This window comes from Methanolobus psychrotolerans, assembly GCF_002243045.1.
GTDB lineage: Archaea > Halobacteriota > Methanosarcinia > Methanosarcinales > Methanosarcinaceae > Methanolobus > Methanolobus psychrotolerans.
Genome location: NZ_MBKP01000016.1, coordinates 35,720 through 55,401, shown reverse-complemented (window position 1 = coordinate 55,401; position 19,682 = coordinate 35,720). Strand labels below are relative to the sequence as shown.

Genomic DNA, 19,682 nt, shown 5'->3' with positions numbered 1-19,682 from the left:
TCAATTAATATATTTAAGACGGGGCAATGATATGAGTATTGTTAAGAAGGAGTTGGAAGTAGCAAGACATAATCTATTAGATCTCACAATGCGCAACTCATTGTTGAATTTCCATGCATCAAAAACCAGAGAAATAAGAGTGGTGGATGAAATACCAAAAGAGGTTTATGATCGATTGGTTCTTCAAGAAAAGAAAATGGAGTTTCATCCTAAATCAAAAAACCAAGATAAGAAATATGATACATTTGTTGATGAAAGCAAGCCAGACATGCCAAACGAAGATATTGACGATGATGAATCGTCTATACTTTGGAAAATGTCACCGCCCAATGGAGAATTGGAAAGCAAACACATAGACCGTTTTCTTCAAACAACTCTCAAAAATGATGATCTTCAAAAAAGAATGTATTATATTAGTCAGCAATCTCAATCGGTATTTGAGGAGCAGGGATATACTGTTCTGTATCTGGCTCTTGGATTTTTGGAGTGGGAAGACCCTACTGATACTTCCAAAATAAGGCAAGCCCCATTAATTCTAATTCCCGTTGAACTGGTTCGTACAATGGCCGGTGGTTCTTTTCAGTTGTCATGGACGGGAGAGGATATATTCACAAATGTCTCTCTGCAGGCGAAACTGATTGATGATGGTATTTCCCTTCCTGAATTTGAAATGCCAGATGAGAAGGAAAAAATAGATCAATATTATCAGGACGTTGTAGAAGCTATTGCAAAAAAAACCAACTGGAATGTTTTATCTGACATTAGCTTGGGTTTTTTTAGCTTTACAAAGTTTGTAATGTATAAAGATCTTGATCCTATGGCATGGCCAGAAAATAGTTCTCCAGCCAAGCATCCATTGATAAAATGTATATTTGATCCAGACACTCAAATTTGTGAAACCGAATTTTCGGAAGATGATGTTGATAAAAAAGTTAATGCCCGAAATGTATATCATGTAATGGATGCTGACCCATCCCAAATTGCTGTTATCGAAGACGTAAAATCAGGCATGAGCATGGTAGTAGAAGGGCCACCAGGGACAGGCAAATCGCAAACTATCACAAACATCATTGCCGAACTTCTTGCAGCAGGAAAATCAGTGCTTTTTGTTAGTGAAAAAATGGCAGCCCTTGAAGTGGTCAAAAGTCGCCTTGACCAAGTAGGATTGGGTGATTTTTGTCTTGAACTGCATAGTAGAAAAGCAAACAAAAAGGAGTTACTCAAAGAACTCGAACGCACTGTATCCCTAGCTCCTCCAAAATCAGTATCCTTAGACAACCATTTTGATAAATTAGAATCGCTTAAAGCGGAATTAAATGATTATGCAAATGCTTTGCGGGAACCTTTTGGATATATCAAGCAATCCCCATTTAATCTTTTTTGTATGAAAGAGGGTGCATTACGCCATTTTGAAAGTGTTGGAAGAGAAATGGCAAAAATAAAATATTCCAATATTGAAAAATGTAGTCAAAAGGAGTGGACAGAATCAATATCCACCCTCTCGAATATTTCGGATATATTACCTCTTGTAAAACCAGTCAATGATCACAAATGGAAAGGCTGTAAGCCGGGAATGGTGCTTCCATCCGATGAATACGAAATTGAAAAACTACTTGACGACTGTAAAAGCTCATTGGATACTCTTAAGAATACAATCAATAAAGTATGTGAGAGCGGTTCGATCCATCATCCTCTCACTTTAAGGGAAATAGAATCCTCTATTTCTGCTGCAAAGGTTGTGGCAGCATCAAAACCTATAGACAAAGAGGTTTTATTAAATCAAGAATGGAATGAGCTGAGCAATAAAGCAAAATTATTAATTAAACTGGTAGATGATTTTCAGAGTCAAAGTTCTGCTTTGCATTCCAAATTTAGGGAGACTGCATTTGAACAGGACATCGAGTCTATTTTCAAAGAATATAAAGAACTATCTGCTAAGTTTGTCATCATTCGATTATTTAATAGCAGGTATCGTTACTTGAAAAAAGAAATATCTTCGTTTTACAAAGGCATTGCTCCTAAAAATACAGAATCGGTTATCTTGGATCTACATGAATTATCGGCATGTGTTCAATCTCGAAAACAAATTCGAGACTTGCATGAAAGTGGGCTGAATCTTTTTGGTTCACACTGGAAAGATGAAGAAAGTAATCCGCAAATGCTTGATTCCTTTGCAGAATGGATTGTATCCTTCCGTCAGCAGTTATTGAAAAATACATTCAATAATCAGGTTGTCGATAAAATCAGTTCAGGGGTTTCCAAAGGAGAACTGGAAAAAGCGATAGAAGATGCATCAATAGCAGTTGGCATCTTTGTTGAACACCGCGATAAATTATTTAGTCGGATAAATCTAGATTACGAACAAGTATTTGGTACTAATGCTGATAGTGTATATGTTGAAAACATTGATTCTAAACTTAGGTTGTGGAAAGAAGGAGTCTCAGAACTACAGAAATGGAGTCAATTTACTGTTCGTAGAGAGCATTGCCTTGAAACGTTTGCAGCTCCAATTATAAATCTTATTGATTCAGATCTCCTGGAATCAGATGATATAATTCCATGCTTTGAAGGTAATTTTGCAGATGAGCTTCTTCGATGCGCATTCATGGAAAGGCAAACACTGGCAAGTTTTATGGGTGAACTTCACGAAAAGAAGATAAAAACTTTCACCGAACTTGATCGTGAACTAATTCTAGAAAACCGGCAGAGGTTGGCATATTTGCTTTATGAAAAGCAACCATCAATTCCCAAAGGAGTATCCCCTAAATCTGAAGCAGGAATTCTACTAGGAGAATTCAATCGAAAGCGTAATCATATGCCGATTAGAAAATTAATTAAGAATGCTGGTGGCTTAATACAAAAAATTAAACCATGTTTCATGATGAGTCCACTATCAATAGCGCAGTTTCTTGACCCTCTCAATGTTAATTTTGATATAGTTGTTTTTGATGAGGCAAGTCAGGTGCGACCGGAAGATGCTTTAGGAGCACTATTGCGTGCAAATCAGTGTGTGATAATAGGAGATACCCGTCAGCTTCCGCCTACAAGTTTCTTTGACAAAATAGTGGATTCAATTGATAATTACGATGACGAGAATACAACTTCTTTATCGGATATCGAAAGCATTCTTCACTTATGTAAGCGCAGTTTCCTAACTAAAAATCTTCGTTGGCATTATCGTAGTAGACACGAATCATTAATTGCGGTTTCTAATCAGGAATTCTATGATCAGAATCTTGTGATATATCCCTCGCCTATAGCTGATATGGAACACCTGGGCCTGAAATTTGTTCATTTACCTGATACCATCTATGACCGGGGAAAAACTTCTACGAATAGGAAAGAAGCAAAAGCTGTGGCTCAAGCCGCTCTGGAACATTTCGCAAAATATCCAGATAAAAGTCTTGGAATTGGTACTTTTAACATCAAACAACAGCAAGCCATACTGGAAGAAGTAGAAATGCTGCTTATTCAAAACCCGGATATGACTGAGTTCTTCGAGACTAAACGTCCAGATCATTTCTTCGTAAAGAATCTAGAAACAATACAAGGTGACGAGAGAGATGTTATTTTTATAAGCGTTGGTTTTGGTTTTGATAGAGACAACAAGCTTAGCCTTAATTTCGGTCCACTCAATAGGGAAGGTGGAGAAAGGAGACTAAATGTCCTTATAACCCGTGCACGTGAAAAATGTGTTGTGTTCTCCAATTTCAAGGCATCAGATCTTGCAATCACTCCAACTATTCCGTTTGGTCTGAGATCTTTGAAAGTGTTCCTGGACTTTGCTGAGAACAGAAATCTTCACAGCATTGGTGCTATTGGAGAAGATAGTGATTCACCCTTTGAAGAGTCGGTTTATGAATTCCTTCGTGATTGTGGCTATGATGTCCAAAAACAGGTTGGTTGCGCTGGATATCGTATAGATCTCGCAATTGTTGATCCAAAATACCCTGGAAGATACCTTTTAGGAATTGAATGTGATGGTGCAAAATACCATTCATCCCGGGTTGCACGGGACAGGGATAGACTACGCCAACAGATCCTTGAAAATCTGGGCTGGACAATTTATCGTATATGGTCTACAGACTGGTATCGCAATAAAAAAGATTGTCAAATAAAGTTAAGGGAGACCATTGAGAAGGCTAAGATGGAGAGTCCCAAACCTACAATCACTCCAAAAAGTACATTGGAAAAACCAGTACAAATTATGGATTCAGGTGTTGAGCGGGAAGATAGTAGTAAATGTTGTGTTTCTAATGAAGAATCACTATTGGATCTTGTTTCAGAATATCAAACATGTTCTACAATCGATATAGATACACAAACACAAATACATGAACTACCACGCCCTGAACTTGAAAGAGCCATCACCCAAATCCTAAAAATTGAATCACCTGTGCATATAGATGAGTTGATAAAACGAATTCGTGAAAACCACGGCTTAAAAAGAAGTGGTCAGAAAATCAAAAATGCAATCTTAGAAGCTGTAAATTATTCTGAAAAGAATGGAAAGCTTACTAAGCGTGGAGATTTCCTTTGGCTGGACATTAATGATGTAAAGATTCGTCGGCGTGGTAATGGAGTTCCTGCAAAAGTCGAAATGATCTGCAATGAGGAGATTGCTGAAGCTGCAAAGCTGGTCCTTAAAAACCAGCATGCTACATCCCCCGATGAGCTTGTGGTGCAAACATCACGTTTGTTTGGAATACGATCAACCAGTGGGATGACTGTAGAGAGGATAAAAGGTGTGATCAATGAAATGATTGGTAAGAATGACTTGAAGGTTTTGCCAAATGGTATGGTGGATCTTGTTGAGTGAAAATTAGAAATCCTTGTAAAATCAGTGCTGAAGTGATAATATCAAGACTGTAAGAACTAGACACAGAGAATTATGTAAAAAATTTTGTGATTATAAGGGAATATGTGAGTGGTAAAGTGAAAAAGAGTAATGTCAATGTAAGATAATTTTGGAGATAAAATATGGACCATCAGCAAATACAAAATCTAAAGGAAAAACATCCGTCTATTAGGTTACTAAATGCAGACAATAGTCCATTAATTATCAGTTTTCTTTACCATAAGTTCAAAGAGAATAATATCTCCACTATCTCAAAAAATGAACTGGAATCAAACCTCTCTGATTATCTATTCCATTTAAGAAAAACAGAAGGTAGTGAGACATATCCTAAAACGCCTTCAGAATACCTTGAAGATTGGACAAATGCTAATTTTTTAAGATCATACTATTCTTCAGATGATGTAGCATATTTTGATATAACCCACTATACTGAAAAAGCACTTGAATGGATTCGGGACTTGGTAGAGGAAAGGAAATTTGTCGCAACTGAATCCCGGCTGCTTAAGATAATAAGCACATTGAAAGAAATTGCTTATGAGAACACAGATGACCCCACTGAAAAATTGGCAGAACTGGAAAAACAAAAACGAGAAATTGAAACTCAGATAGACAATATCAACGCTGGTATTATTGAAAAGCTAAGTGAGACCCAGATCAAAGAACGCTACTTTGAAATATGTGACACAATACACAAAATGCTTTCTGAATTTGGAGAAATAGAATACAATTTCAAACAGCTTGATATGGAAATCAGAGAAAAACAAATAAAAGATGGCATTAAAAAAGATAAGATCCTGCATGATATCTTCTTTGCTAAAGACCAACTCAAAAATACTGATCAGGGTAGAAGCCTTGACGCATTCTGGGAACTTCTGCTCTCTTCAAGACAACAGGATGAACTGGACAAGTTGATCGAAATGACCTTAGCTCTCCCGGAAGTCCGGAGCATTAAAAACGATGATACCCTCGAAGAAATGAAAATACGCCTTATCCGCGCAGGTGACAGAGTTAACAAGATCAATTACTCCCTTGCAGAACAGCTGCGAAAGTTCCTTGATGAAAGGGTATATCTGGAAAACAAAAAAATAATAGGAATAATCAAAGACATCAAATCAAATGCAGTTGAAATGAAAAACAATTCTCCGGATAATAATGAGTTCATTACTCTTGAAAGCAAGCCTATTATTGAAATGATCATGGACAGGCCTTTATGGAAAGGGTCTTCAAACACAAAACTACGCAAACCGGATATGAAATATGGTTCTCCGGAAGAAGTCAATACATCAGTATTGTATAATCAATTCAATATCGACCCCAAAGAACTCAAGGACAGGATACAGGAATTCCTGAAAACAAACACACAGATCACATTGAGGGCGATAGTCGAGAAATACCCGGTCAACAAGGGCCTGGTCGAGATATTAACGTATATAGATATTGCAGCTAAAAACAAAAGAGCTGTTATTAACGAGAATGTCTCTGAAACATTCATCATCTGGAACGCAACCAGTAAAAAACATTTCAAAATTGAAATCCCCCAAGTGATCTTCTGCAGGAGCGAAATATGACAGACAATGATGATCTCCTTCCCTATAGTGCAGTAGTTATAAAACTGCTTAAAGGCAATCTATTCAAAGATGACATCGAAACATGGAATAGTCTTATTCAATACCAACAGGGTATCAAAAAACATTTTTCAAGTATCGGAGTTGAGGTATTTATCAATGAAGCTGATGGATATGCATTTCTTACACAAAAAGAATATGAGGAATCATCGGATGTATCCTTACCATCACTGATTGGAAAAACACCACTTAGTTATTCTGTTACATTACTTTGTGTCCTGCTTGAAGAAAAGTTAATTGAACACGATTTTAAAGGCGGGGATTCTCCCAGGCTTATTCTGGACAAAAAAGATATTTACAGTTTAATGAGGACCTACCTTCCCGAAACCTCTAACGAAACAAAATTTATACGTGACATTGACAGCGATATCAATAAATTAGTAAATTATGGTTTCCTAAAGCGGTTGAGTACGGATGAGAATAAGCTAGAAGTCCGGAAAATACTCATGGCTAAAATACCAGCTGATACCCTTCTGGAAATCAAGGAAAAATTGATGGAACATGCAAAACTCACTCATTGATTATTCAGGAGATGATCTCCAGAAAGGTTTTCGTCTGCATCGCTTAGAAGTATTCAATTGGGGTACTTTTAACAAAAGGGTTTGGAAAATTGAACCTATGGGATTTAATTCTCTTCTTACAGGTGACAATGGATCTGGAAAATCAACACTTGTAGATGCTATAACCACCCTCCTGGTCCAGCCACACAAAATTACCTACAACAAAGCAGCTGGAGCCGAAAAAAAGGAAAGGAACCTTCTGTCGTATGTCCGTGGTGAGCATAAAAACGAAAGAGACGAGTATAATAATTCAAAACCTGTATACCTGAGGAAAGAAGAAGATTATTCCGTAATACTGAGTTATTTTTATAACAAGGGCTTTAACAAAGGATTTACTTTAGCACAGGTATTCTGGATGAAAAATGGAAGCGTAGACCGATTTTTTGTGACATCCGAAACAGACCTGAACATCATGGAACATTTCTCACTTATAGATGGAGAAACAGATATCGCTTATTTAAAGAAGCGTATCAAGAAAATTGATAAAACAAATGTCCATGATAGTTTTAAAGGATATAGCGATGCGTTCCGCCCATTTTTTGGAATTGAATCTGATAAAGTGCTTGAACTGTTTTTCCAGACAGTTTCAATGAAATCCATCGGTAAATTAACAGAATTCATGCGCGATCATATGCTGGAAGAAACTGATTTTAGAAAAGAGATTGAGGCAATGATCAATAATTATAACGATCTCACAACATCATATGAATTAGTCCAAAAAGCCAAGAAACAAATAAACCAGCTGGAGCCCATGGTCAAAGACATAGGTAAATATGAGGAAACTTCACAGAAGATTAACGAACTGCAGGAGTACCTGAATTATTTACCATTCTTCTTTGCAGATAGAAAATACGGGCTGCTTAAAAAAGCAATAGAATCCTCTACCAAAGACATGGACACCTTAACTGGTCAAATAACACAGAAAACAGAAATTATTGGACAATTAAGGAACAGTGAAAACGAGACTTCAATTGCACTGCATCAAAACATAGAAGGTCAACGAATAGAACAGTTAAAAAGAGAAATAACTGATCTCGATAAAACAAAAGCATTGAAATCTAAAAAAAGAGAGGAATACTACAAGCTATGCTCATCAATTGGAATCTCACCTGCAGATGACGAACATACATTCAAAAAGTCAATTGACACAGCAAACCAGCTCTTATTGCAAGTAGATGAAGACTTGGAAAGAAAACAAGATGAAAGGAGCAAAGCATTCGCATCCAGGGAAAAGCTTCAGAGCGAATATAACATACATGAATCCGAGCTCAAGTCATTGAGCCAGAGGAAAACAAAGATCCCAGGCAAGAATCTAAGTATTCGCAATTCCATCCTTGAAAACTGTTCATTAAAAGGCATAGAACTACCTTTTATCGGTGAACTCATTCAGGTTAAACCCAGTGAAAAAGAATGGGAGGGTGCATTGGAGAGACTTCTCCATAACTTTGGCCTGAGCATTCTGGTTTCAGAGGACCATTATAAGACAATAAGCAAGTATGTTAACCAAAATGATCTCAAAGGACGACTTGTTTACTTCAGAGTACCTGCTTCTGCTTCGAGCATACTTACAAATGAACCTGGCAAAACATCTGTGGTCAATAAATTAGAGATCAAGGCAGACTCTGCTTTTCATAGCTGGGTAAAGAATGAATTAATTGATAAATTTGATTTCGCATGTTGTGATTCTATTGAACAATTTCAGGAAGAAAGCAAATCAATCACTAAAAACGGACAGATCAAGGGAAGTAGAGGCCGTCATGAGAAAGACGATCGGACGAATATCCATGACCAACAAAACTATGTCCTTGGATGGAACAATCTGGAAAAAGTTGATAGTATCAAAGAACAAATGGCATCTCTGTATAATAAAATCAATGAATGTATTAGTGAGCATGACTCTTTCAAGAAAGAAGGAAAAATTATCGAGCAACGGAAAAATGATATCCGTGATATTCTGAAAATTAATGATTTTGATGATCTCAACTGGGAAAAAGATGTTACTGAAATTGAAAAAAGGAGACAGGATATTAAAGACCTCGAAGAAACCTCTGACCAATTGAGAACATTGAATGAGCAATTGATCTCTATAAGAGAACAAATTCAAAAAGAAGATGGTAGCAAAAGTAAACTTGAGATAAACAAAGGTAAACTCGAAGAGAAGATTGATATATATAAGGAAAAACAACAAAAATGTGAACTTGAGCTAAAGATTAATCCGTTTAAAGATAAACAGGAATTACCAGATATCACTAAGTATATGCAAACTAAGGTTCTTGAGATTGTTTCTATAGATCAAGAACAAGCAGATACCAAAGAACGAATAGAACTGAAGCAACGTCAACATGGTAGTCAAAGAACAAAATTAAGCCAAAATATCGTAGCCCAAATATCTCAGTACAAAGGCAACTATCCTGCAGAGACAAATGATATTCCAACAGTTATTGATTCTATGCAGGAATTCGTTAAGATATATAATAAACTAAAAGAAGAAAACCTGCCAAAGTATGAAGAGAATTTCAAAAAAGAACTTCGTGAGCATACCATTCAATCAATTGCTACTTTCAAATCGAAACTGGATAATGAAGTTACAGAAATAAACAAGAACATTCGAAAAATAAACGAATTCTTGAGACAACTTGAGTATAACCCTGGTACATATATTGAATTAAGATCAGACAATAGTCCAGATGGCAATATAAGAGAATTCAGGGCAGAATTAAAGGATTGCCTTGCAGAAACCCTTGGTAACGAAGATGTTTATAATGAAGAACGGTTCCATAAGGTCAAACGATTGCTGGATAAGTTCAAAGGTGCAAATACAGCCGATAGCAACTGGACTAAGAATGTAACTGATGTTAGAAAATGGTTGATCTTTTCTGCAGCTGAGAATTTCTGCATAGACGATACCGAAAAAGAGTTTTACAGTGACTCATCTGGAAAATCCGGAGGGCAAAAAGAAAAGCTTGCATATACTATCCTCGCATCAGCTTTAGCATATCGCTTTGGTCCGGCAGGAGATCAACCAGTATCAAACTCATTCCGATTTGTAATAATTGATGAAGCGTTTGGCCGCAGTTCAGATGACAGTACTCGATATGGTCTTGATCTATTCAAAAAGCTGAACCTACAACTCCTGATAGTTACTCCACTCCAAAAGATCAATGTTGTTGAGGATTATATTAACTATGTTCATCTGTTATCGAACGAAAATGGAGAATACTCAAAGACCAGAGATATCACTATTGAACAATATAGAGAGGACAAATTCATCCAACAAAGTGGAATGATAATATGATACATCCGGAAGAGATCAAAACAAAAGCTTCGCGTATGTATTTGAATATTTTAAGTTCCTCTGTGCAGGGTACACTTTCCTTTCCCATAGAGATCTCATTTGGAAAGATTAAGGCCAATGAAACCCTTGAGAACTTTTCAGTTATCAATAATGAAATCAAGAAGCTGAGAAATGAATCTAAAGAAAAAAAGGGGTATGGTTACTCTACAGAATATATTCTGAAAAATGACCGGAAAATTGGCAAACAGTATTTCCCAAGCAGAATATATTTTGAAGATCTCAATGATTATCTCAAGTTCCTTCATAAAGAAAAAGAATACCATCTTTTCATGCAGGCAGTACAACAGATCATCGCTCAACTTCCACAGTTGCAGCCATGGATAGAATCCAATCCAAAGAAAGTACTTGATAATATTGATAACTGGAATGACATAATCAAAGTATGCAGGTATTTCATTGAATGCCCAAAACCAAATATTTACATTCGAGAGCTACCCCTTGATATATCCACAAAGTTTGTTGAGGAAAATGAAGCCATTATTAGAACCCTTCTGGATATCCTCATCGGAGAGCACCTAAATAAAGATGAATCCGATTTCAAGATGCGTTTTAATCTGAAATATAGTGAACCTTTGATACGATTACGGATCCTTGATTATGAGATGGCACAAGAACTTTTCAGTGGAGTAGATGACCTTAGCATTCCTCAAAGCCAATTCAATAAATTAAATATACCTTGCAGTAGGGTTTTTATCCTTGAAAACAAGACGAATTATTCCAACATATTCAATTTCCTATCTCTTCCTGTGATAAAAGACTCCATCTCCATCTTTGGAAAAGGATTTGGTATCGGTGTATTGAAAAATGCAGTATGGTTATCCAACAAGCAAATCATTTACTGGGGAGATATTGATGCTCATGGTTTTCAGATATTGTCCCAGATAAGAGGATATTTTCCTCAAACCCAGTCTTGCATGATGGATTTTGAAACCTTCAGAGAATTTAAAAATCTGGCCGTTACAGGAACAGATACTAAGGTGACAGCACTTGAATATCTTACTCCTGAAGAACATGAGCTTTTTGAGCACCTGATCAATTTAAAAGAAAATAATCGACTGGAACAAGAAAAGATTCCTCATGCATATGCTTTGAAGAATATACATGAAATTGTAAATTCACAATAAATGAAGGTATTAGGTCCAGTTGTAGATACTTTTTACGTCTCTTCTTTTCTTTAAAGTCAAGATGAAAAGAACAACGCCTTATGCACCGCATCAACCGGATCAGCATAGAATGCAAGCTGGAACTTACTCAACAGATCAGCAGGCACAGTTCCCAACTTCGATGTTGCAGATGCAGGAATCAATACCTTCCTGGCCCCGGCATCGAGGGAGACTTGCAGAAGGTCTGACAGATTGTCAATATTCAAAATGGAACCGCCGATGGTCATTGTCCCGATAATGGCCGTCTGTTCCTGCACAGGTCTTTCCAAGGCTCCTGAACAGAGACTGATGAAAGCAGCCAGTGACAGGCCATCAGATATGCCTACTCCATAGACATCCTGCAGATTCATGAAATAATCTCTTTCTTTAGTGGAGATCGATTGGCTTATGGACTTGGCGTTGGCTTTGAAATAGTTGATCGCTGTTTTTACGGATTCCTTTGCTTTTGCATTCGAATTGAGGCCCGATGCTTCATACTTGCCTGAACCTGATACTACCTGGAGTTCTGTCTTGTAGATGCCTATCTTTCCAGACTCGGTTGCAGCTACCGCATATACTTGACCTGGTTTTGTAAGGCCGGGTGGTATTATCTTGTTTCCTCCGCTCTCAGGGACATTGACAAAGTGCTCTTCCATGTCATCATTGTCGATATAGGAGAAGTTCACATCGAAGAACTCCATGCCACCAATCTTTTTCAGTTGCTCTTTGACCCTTCGCCTTCCTACAAGTGCATATTCGAGTATTTCCTTAGCATCTTCTTTTGAGATATCCTCATCGGGATGGATGAGCTTTGCAAGTCCTGAAAAGGTCTTTTTGACCCCAATGACGTCCCTCTGGTTGAGGTTGTTACCTAGGGTGAAGTACTTGAATATTACATCACTGTAGGAACGTTTTCGCAGCTCTCTCAGGAATTCTGCCAGGTAATCAACAATGAAACCATATCTGTCAGTGAAGTGTTCTGGCCTGAACTTTGGAACTTCCCATCCTGGCAGGTAGTAGTGTATCCTGTCGAAGAATGCACTGTCACTGTTCATTGCCTCGGGGAATGGGGAGAAAAGATGGGATGTTTTTAGTAAGGATGAGATGCTCTGGTTCACGTTACCAACAAAGACAACGGATGCGTTGGCATTGATCTGGTCCTTGCCTCTTGCAAAGGAGCCGGATGCCATGAAATCCTTTAAGATCTGGATGCCATCTTTGTCCTTGAAACGAATGCCTGCTACCTCATCAAAAGCTACGACGTCCCAGAGTCCTACCAGACCTACATGGCGTGTGCTCATATTATAGAAGAGGTTTGCCACGGTTGTCTGTCCGCCGGATATCAGTATGGAGTTTGGGGATATTTCCTTGTAGATATGCGACTTTCCAGTACTACGAGGGCCAAGTTCACAGAGGTTGTAGTTATTCTCCACAAGAGGCACCATGCGTTCCAACAGGTGCCATTTGGCAGGCTTTTCCAGTTGTGTTGGCTCCATACCTATGGAACGGAGAAGGACATCTATCCATTCATCTTTAGTGAAGTTCTTGCGCTGCTCAATAACTTCTGAGATGTTGATGTTCGGGATCTGTATGGGTTTTAGGCTTGATATGACAAATGGGGAAGGCACCATTTCTGCGCTGTATTCCATCTTGATTATGCACCAGATGCCACCGCCGAGGAGCTTGTCGTATTTTGTGACATATTCCGGTTCTATCTGTACTTTTGACAGGCCAAGGTTGGAGAAGAGAGCCTCATATATGTCCCTTTTTTCGTTAAGTGTGACAGTGACTTTGTCGATGATGGTGTAGTAGCCTGTTTCTCTTATCTTTGATTTTATCCTCTCTGCTTCGTCGGGGCGGACGTAGTTGTCTGACAGGATGCTTTTGACCTTCTTGACACCTTGCTGTATAAGTTCCTCATCATTGGTGGCACAGTTGGCACCCAGCAGGTATTCCAGGACATAGACCGGAACGTTGTGGCCTACTTTTACCAGTTTTGTCAGATCTTTCCTGACCACTTTTCCCTGGAAGTATAAGTTCAGTTTTTCGTCAGTTCCAATGTCTGTGTCATCTGTCAGCATGATATCCGCTCAATGTATGCTCATTTTCAAAAATCATCCACTATCAACAGGTCTACTTCAAAGGGCATGGGATCTATGATTTCCTTGTTGATCTCTGTAGGGTCTTCATCTATCAGTCTTATATAATATACCTTATTCTCAACTTCACCGCTCAATGTGAGGGTGACTTTGTACTGCCTGGCAGAGGCTTCATCGGATGTGCCTTCGGCAATGACACGTTTTTCATCGCTCACCTTGAATTCATCGCCGTCCATATCCCACAGGGCTATTCTGAACCTTCTTGGAAGCAACTTGTCTGTGACTCTTTCCGTCTGAAGGATGTTTATTGAGAATGGACTGCTTGTTATCTTCCTGCTTGGATTGATTACGGCTAAGCCTACTTTTCCGTGTTTTATGCCTTTTCTATCAAGATCAATTACCCTGTTGTAGGTGTACTTGAGTACAGGTACGACTATTTCCTGAGGAGCAGCTCCTCCATGCACAAAGTTTTTGTTGGCACCCTGCATCTTGAATCTTAGGTCTGCCTGGGGAACGTATGCGAATATCTCTTTTTGGGCTTCGGATCTGATCACATAGTTCATGTTGAACTTATGTACGTTCATGAGTTCGATATCTTCTTCACTAAGGATGAAACGCTTACTTGAAGCTATTATTTTTTCCTTGTCAAAATTGCCTGTTTCGACTTTATCATAGCTCTCCAATGCATCTCTCTGATAGATGAAACCATGGTCTGCTGTGACTATGAGATTATTAAGTATCTGGAAGTTAGTTAGTTTCTCAATTATCTTCTTGACATCTGAAATGGTATCTTCAGCTGCATTAAATACACCGTGTTCTGATGCTGAGTGATCACCTGTGGCATCGATCTTGTCATGATATATGTAGAATAATCTGATACCTTTGAACTGTTCACGGGCCTTGTCTCTTGTTATGTTCATAAGCTCTTCATAGCTTATAGCGATGGAGTCAGGTGTCATTTTCTCCAGTATTTTACCACGGTTATCTGTTCCTTCGGTGCTGATGCCGTCTGCAAAGACACTCTGGTTCCTGTATTCCAGTTTCTCATGCGGGAGCAGGCTTGCCATACCCAGTTTGGTATATGATGGCAGAGAACCGGTCATGTACTTGAGTTCAACTGTGCCTCTGGTGTCCTTGTTAAGGACGTCCTGAAGCTCTGCAGCTACCTCATAGCGCATGGCATCGGAGATGACGACCGCTATCTTATCTTTGTCATTGCGGTTGATGATGTTCTTTATGTAGAGCTTGTAGAATTCGTCCTGGCGGTCGATGAGTTCTATGTTCCATCGTCCGTCCATTTCTTTGGATATGAGTTCACTCCATCTTGTGAGCAGTTTGTCAAGGAGCCTGTTATTGTAGAGTTTTTCTACGCCTTCTCTTGTTGTTTTCAGGTCCTCTTTTTCCCTGTCCTTGTCATGGTGATAGTAGAACTTGCGATAGTAATAGTCCATTAAGTAGTAACGTTCGGTGTAATTCCTGAAGAAGCGGTTGAGATTCTGGTCGTTGAGGTTCTCTTCGTTGAACTCTTTTGCGAACTGGTGCAGTTTTACAGCATATTCCAGGGCATTGTAGATGTTCTCAAAGTCAGGATACCAGTGTTTTGTCTTCCTGTTGGCTATCCAGTCGAGATAGGTTTCAAAGTCCTCTTTGTCGTTATCGAGTTCATCGACTATCTTGCGGACGATATGTTTATCGAACAGTTCCAGAGATTCAGCTTCCATGTAGTCGGTAATATCATGCTTCTTGATCTCGGTGTTGAGGTACTTGTTCAACTGACCGTTGTTATCTTCAAGCAGCAGCCTGCAATACTCGTCAAAAAATCCTGAATCCTTGGAGTTGTCCATCCAGCCTTTGATGAATATCTCACATTCGTTGCTTAGGGAATTGCTGTAAGCCTTATACTTCTTGAGGTCGATGTCAGTGTTCCTTGAGATGTGCGTGATCACAAAGCTCAGGAAGAGTTTCTTCAATGTGGGTTCTTCGGACTTGTAGCCAAAGTACCTGTTTACCATGTCCCAGAACTCTTCAACCAGCTCGAACCTGACGATATCCGCCCATACGGTGTTGGAGCTCTCATCCAGTGAGTTGATGAGTATCTTCCTTACTATCTCCTTGAGATCTGTAGTAGCTGAACCGGAAAGCACCCCCAGGAACCCAAGTGTGAACTCCTCGTCCCTCCAGTCGGCCTGGTACATCCTCTTAAGTGGCACAACCCTTTTCTTGCTTGCAAAGAACTGCTGGTGCTTTTCCAGGAACCTATCCAGGTCATACCCTCCAATACCGAATTCGCTCTTGATGTCCGATATCCTGCTGTTCTCGAACCTCCCCGAATACAACTGGATGTCCAGCAGCCAGTTCAGTTCCGGGTCCCTCTCGGCCTCATCTGAATATATCAGATAACTGGACTCCGTATCATCCTTCTCCAGCATTTTCTTGGTGGCAAAGAAATTGTTGTCAAGCACATGCAGTTTGATCCCTTTCTCAACCAGAGCCTCGCTTATGTATGCTAGACCTTCTTCATCTGCTGTCGGGTCCTTATCATACCAAAAAACTATCTTCCTCTTCTCGAACTCGCCAAGTGTCTCGAACTTTTTAAGTATGCTCTGGGTGGTTTTTTCGGGGTTTAGCATATTATTGCCTTTAATTACCAAGTTTCCAAGAACCGGGTTTTTACAGATTATTCAGCCAATTGTTGACAAATCATTATTAAGCAATTTGTCTACCAGGTCATAGGTTTCAGTGATATTTGCTTCTCTATTATAGTCAATACGAGATTGGGCACTTTTAAAATAACTACTGTGCGAGTAGGTGGAGTTATTCTCCTCTCGCTTCTTTTTTTCATTACTGACTATCTTTTTGATTATTTTGCTTACAGCATCATAAATGATGTCTATATTTTCCAAGTTTATTTTCGATTTGTTAGAAGAAAGACGTTTATATATGCCATAGGAAAGCAATTCATCACAGTGATTAATATAGTCCTCTTTAACATCTTGCTTCTTTTTATTTTCGGAAACTGTTCGCATTATTAAGTAGGCATTATAGATCTGTTCATATACAGGGGAATCTTTTGATCCGTCAAAAAGTTTTGCAAGAGGGTTCTCTTCATTTACTGCATCAAAAACTTCTTCCAGAACACTTGAAATGGAGTTTTTTGCGACTTCTGGTTTTTCATAATATGTAGCATACCAGAATTTGATGGCTTTCTCGCTGGTGATGGATTCCTGCATTGTTTTGCTTAGTTCATTGGTGAATGTTTCCCCTCTTTTTGAAAGATAACCTATGCCTTTGTTTTCAAAAAGTACTTTTACATATTTTTGGAAATCCTTGGTGCTGATTTTATCGCGGAAGTTTATAGCTGACTGAGTATTAGTAGCTTCAGTTATTTTGTCAACAAGATCCTGGTTTTTTGTTTCGTATAATCTTATGGTGACGTAAATATCTTTAATTCGCTCTTTGTCTTTTTTGTAAGTATCATATAGAATTTTACTGGTCTGAAGACCGTTTACTATCACAGGATTATAAGTAGGGATTATATAATCTCCTGCCTGCGGGTTGGAGGGAATCTGCATTTCATTACACAGTATAGTGATACCATTATTAAGGAAAGGGAAGTAGATAGATTCTGATTCTGTGTTTAATGTCTGCTGGATTTTTCGGTTTGTCTTATTGGTGTATCCGAGGAATCCCCTGATGTTTTCGGCAAACAATTTGTCTTCAACGCCGTTTACCCTAATCTCTTCATCAACAAGTTCGCATAGCTGAAGAGCTTCCATTCTGAAGTTAACAGCTTTGATATTAAGTATTGAGTATGATATTATAGCCTGTGGCTCTTTGGGTGAGATATTAGACTTTTGTGCCCTGAATGTGAATTTGACTTCATTACGACGTTTATCTGTCTTTATGAGGGTCTCTATCTTCCTATAGAGTTCATCTGAATCATAGATTAAGAATTTGTTCCGAGGATCATGATATGACCTGAACATATCTTTGTTTGCAGCATACTTTTTATCTTCAATACTTCCATTAAAAAGGAAGTTGAGGCGATGTTCAATTATGTATCCTTTCTGGGTTATCGATATATATTCATCCAGTTTAGGCATTAGGTTTTGAGTGTTTGGCTTATCACGCCTGCCTTTTTCAAAAACCTCTATAAAGTCTTGCCTGAACTTTTCGAGTTCATTCTGTTTGAGACTTTTCGAGTTTTTACACTGGAACACTTCCATTACATAGAAGCCGTCCTGTTCATTGAAATATACGCCATCTATCCCACCGTCAGGAACACCATTTTTTTCGGAATATTGATTAATGATTACATCGTCAAAAACCTCATCGAATGTCTTGTCCAGCATTGCAGCTATTGAAAATATCTCAAATGCCTGGTCTTCGTTTATTCCAAACTTACCAGATATCTTTTCAAGATAAGAACTGATGAAAAGGTCCTTGTTTGCCATAATATTCCTCTGTGAGATTTAGTGTCATCATTTATATATCCTGTCTTTTAAATAGATTTAAACCTTCTTATATTAGGCTCAGGGAGCTTTTTCGGGGTTTAACACGGTCGGACATCCATAATTAGAGTTTATAGGAAAGTTACTTTGTTTCAGAAATATTATTGAATTGTTGAATTACTTCAATGATGTTACAAACCTGTGTTGATGGATTGCTTTTAGTAGTATTTATTTCTGTTCCGTTATTAATATGCAGTTGTTCCAGTTTTTCAGAGTTTCTGATCGCTGTGTCTGTCATTGATGTCAAAACCCCTCTCAGGATGAAATGAAGGGCAATGCTCCGTATCTTCCCATCAGGTAGCCTTTAAGGATATTCTGATCTTTACGAACCTGAAATTCCAGCAACGAATACAGATTTGTGTTTCCCACATCTGCATCTTTTTCTGTGAACCATATCTGGTCTCTTCTGAAGAGCTCATCGTTGAGCAGGTTTGTGTTGTGGGTTGTTATTATCAGCTGGGCATTGTTCTTATTGTAGCTCTTATCGTGGAAGAGTTTTATTAGGTGTTCACTCAGCATTGGGTGTAGTTTTAGTTCCATCTCATCAACAAACAGGACCTGTCCTTTGTTGAGTGCATTAAGCCAGGGACCTATCAGAGAGAAGAATCTCTTTGTTCCCTCAGATTCTTCTTTATTGAAATCGAACTGGATGTTGTGTTCCTTGCCATTTTTATCTTTAGCAAGGTGGAATGTGTTGATATCTATCCTTTGCAGTTTCCCACCGGCTTTGTCAAAGCTCTGGGGAAGGCGGTTCAGTATTTCAACAGGAAGGTCGGTCGGATCTATATCTTCTATGCTTGCAATAATATCCTTTAGGCCCAGGTCCGCTCTTTCAAGTGATTCAAGGATGGCTCTCTTCGAATCGTCGTCCTGATTGAGCATTCTTATAGTATATTCGCCCTGTTCAGATAATGTCCTTGCACCTATTATTCTCAGGTCTTCCCTGAACCATTTGAAGGCTTCCAGGGTCTTATCGTAATTCTGCTGTGCGGAGTTGGAGAGATAAAGAACATTGCTCAAAGTCCTCTTTGAGATGTCACTCTGGACCCTTTTATCGGTTGTGAATTTGAACTCGGTGGTGTTCCTTCGTTCAAAGACCAGTGCTTCCCTGTTGTTCGGGTAATAATAAAGGTCTTCATCAATTACTTTAGTTCTGTCAAAAGATACAGCATATTTGTACCTGATATTATTCTTCACAAAAAAAACACTGAACTTGCCAGGCTTTGACATGCACTCCGGGGTCAGTTTGAACGGCTCAAACGGAAGCAGGTCTCCGTCCTGATTCTTGACCGATGTCATCACCAGGTTCTGCAGGTTGAACATTGCTAAAAGAACATTGCTCTTTCCGGATGCATTGGCCCCATAAATAACAGCACTTTTCACCAGCCTGTCATTCTTCTTCAGGGCATCCGGCTCGATCAGATTCTCCTCAAGCGCCCTGTCAGATGATGCCAATAAACTAAAAGTAATCTCATTTCTTATTGATCGAAAGTTCTCAGCTTTAAATTCAATTAACATGTTGATAACAACCC

9 protein-coding genes are annotated in these 19,682 nt (G+C 38.7%); 5 read left to right on the top strand and 4 right to left on the bottom strand.

What is annotated here, in order from left to right:
- Window positions 1-31 precede the first annotated feature (31 nt).
- The 5 genes from BB781_RS06950 to BB781_RS06930 all read left to right on the top strand — a co-directional run bounded on the left by BB781_RS06950 (window position 32) and on the right by BB781_RS06930 (window position 11,522).
- Complete coding sequence (locus BB781_RS06950; RefSeq protein ID WP_094227780.1) at window positions 32-4,819, top strand: DUF3320 domain-containing protein; 4,788 nt, start codon at window positions 32-34, stop codon at window positions 4,817-4,819.
- Between the two features lie 161 nt (window positions 4,820-4,980).
- Entirely contained in the window at window positions 4,981-6,426 is a 1,446-nt protein-coding gene (locus tag BB781_RS06945; RefSeq protein ID WP_094227779.1) for a DUF3375 domain-containing protein, read from the top strand.
- The gene (locus BB781_RS06940) at window positions 6,423-7,004 is read left to right on the top strand and encodes a DUF4194 domain-containing protein (protein WP_094227778.1); all 582 of its coding nucleotides are present in this window, start codon (window positions 6,423-6,425) and stop codon (window positions 7,002-7,004) included. Before BB781_RS06945 ends, BB781_RS06940 begins: the two co-directional genes overlap by 4 nt.
- On the top strand, window positions 6,985-10,338 hold the full coding sequence (locus BB781_RS06935) for an ATP-binding protein (protein WP_094227777.1): 3,354 nt from the start codon (window positions 6,985-6,987) through the stop codon (window positions 10,336-10,338). The genes BB781_RS06940 and BB781_RS06935 overlap by 20 nt, the downstream gene beginning before the upstream one ends.
- Window positions 10,335-11,522 (top strand): Wadjet anti-phage system protein JetD domain-containing protein, encoded by a 1,188-nt coding sequence (locus tag BB781_RS06930; RefSeq protein WP_094227776.1) that lies wholly within the window; start codon window positions 10,335-10,337, stop codon window positions 11,520-11,522. The genes BB781_RS06935 and BB781_RS06930 overlap by 4 nt, the downstream gene beginning before the upstream one ends.
- A gap of 56 nt (window positions 11,523-11,578) precedes the next feature.
- Here the strand turns inward: BB781_RS06930 and brxL are convergent, their stop codons facing one another.
- From brxL to BB781_RS06910, 4 genes are all read right to left on the bottom strand, one after another.
- Complete coding sequence (brxL, locus tag BB781_RS06925; protein WP_094227775.1) at window positions 11,579-13,621, bottom strand: protease Lon-related BREX system protein BrxL; 2,043 nt, start codon at window positions 13,619-13,621, stop codon at window positions 11,579-11,581.
- A 26-nt stretch (window positions 13,622-13,647) separates the two neighbouring features.
- The gene (gene pglZ / locus BB781_RS06920) at window positions 13,648-16,269 is read right to left on the bottom strand and encodes a BREX-1 system phosphatase PglZ type A (protein WP_094227774.1); all 2,622 of its coding nucleotides are present in this window, start codon (window positions 16,267-16,269) and stop codon (window positions 13,648-13,650) included.
- A gap of 51 nt (window positions 16,270-16,320) precedes the next feature.
- Window positions 16,321-18,093, bottom strand: a complete 1,773-nt coding sequence (locus tag BB781_RS06915; RefSeq protein WP_094227773.1) for an AIPR family protein — start codon at window positions 18,091-18,093, stop codon at window positions 16,321-16,323.
- Between the two features lie 312 nt (window positions 18,094-18,405).
- Window positions 18,406-19,668 carry an AAA family ATPase gene (locus BB781_RS06910; RefSeq protein WP_094227772.1) on the bottom strand — a complete coding sequence of 421 codons (1,263 nt, stop codon included), beginning with the start codon at window positions 19,666-19,668 and terminating at the stop codon, window positions 18,406-18,408.
- Window positions 19,669-19,682 lie beyond the last annotated feature (14 nt).

Excerpts from the sequence above, each read along its gene's own strand:
- BB781_RS06950 (WP_094227780.1), top strand. The coding sequence starts at position 32 with ATGAGTATTGTTAAGAAGGAGTTGGAAGTAGCAAGACATAATCTATTA.
- BB781_RS06945 (WP_094227779.1), top strand. The coding sequence starts at position 4,981 with ATGGACCATCAGCAAATACAAAATCTAAAGGAAAAACATCCGTCTATT.
- BB781_RS06940 (WP_094227778.1), top strand. The coding sequence starts at position 6,423 with ATGACAGACAATGATGATCTCCTTCCCTATAGTGCAGTAGTTATAAAA.
- BB781_RS06935 (WP_094227777.1), top strand. The coding sequence starts at position 6,985 with ATGCAAAACTCACTCATTGATTATTCAGGAGATGATCTCCAGAAAGGT.
- BB781_RS06930 (WP_094227776.1), top strand. The coding sequence starts at position 10,335 with ATGATACATCCGGAAGAGATCAAAACAAAAGCTTCGCGTATGTATTTG.
- brxL (WP_094227775.1), bottom strand. The coding sequence starts at position 13,621 with ATGCTGACAGATGACACAGACATTGGAACTGACGAAAAACTGAACTTA.
- pglZ (WP_094227774.1), bottom strand. The coding sequence starts at position 16,269 with ATGCTAAACCCCGAAAAAACCACCCAGAGCATACTTAAAAAGTTCGAG.
- BB781_RS06915 (WP_094227773.1), bottom strand. The coding sequence starts at position 18,093 with ATGGCAAACAAGGACCTTTTCATCAGTTCTTATCTTGAAAAGATATCT.
- BB781_RS06910 (WP_094227772.1), bottom strand. The coding sequence starts at position 19,668 with ATGTTAATTGAATTTAAAGCTGAGAACTTTCGATCAATAAGAAATGAG.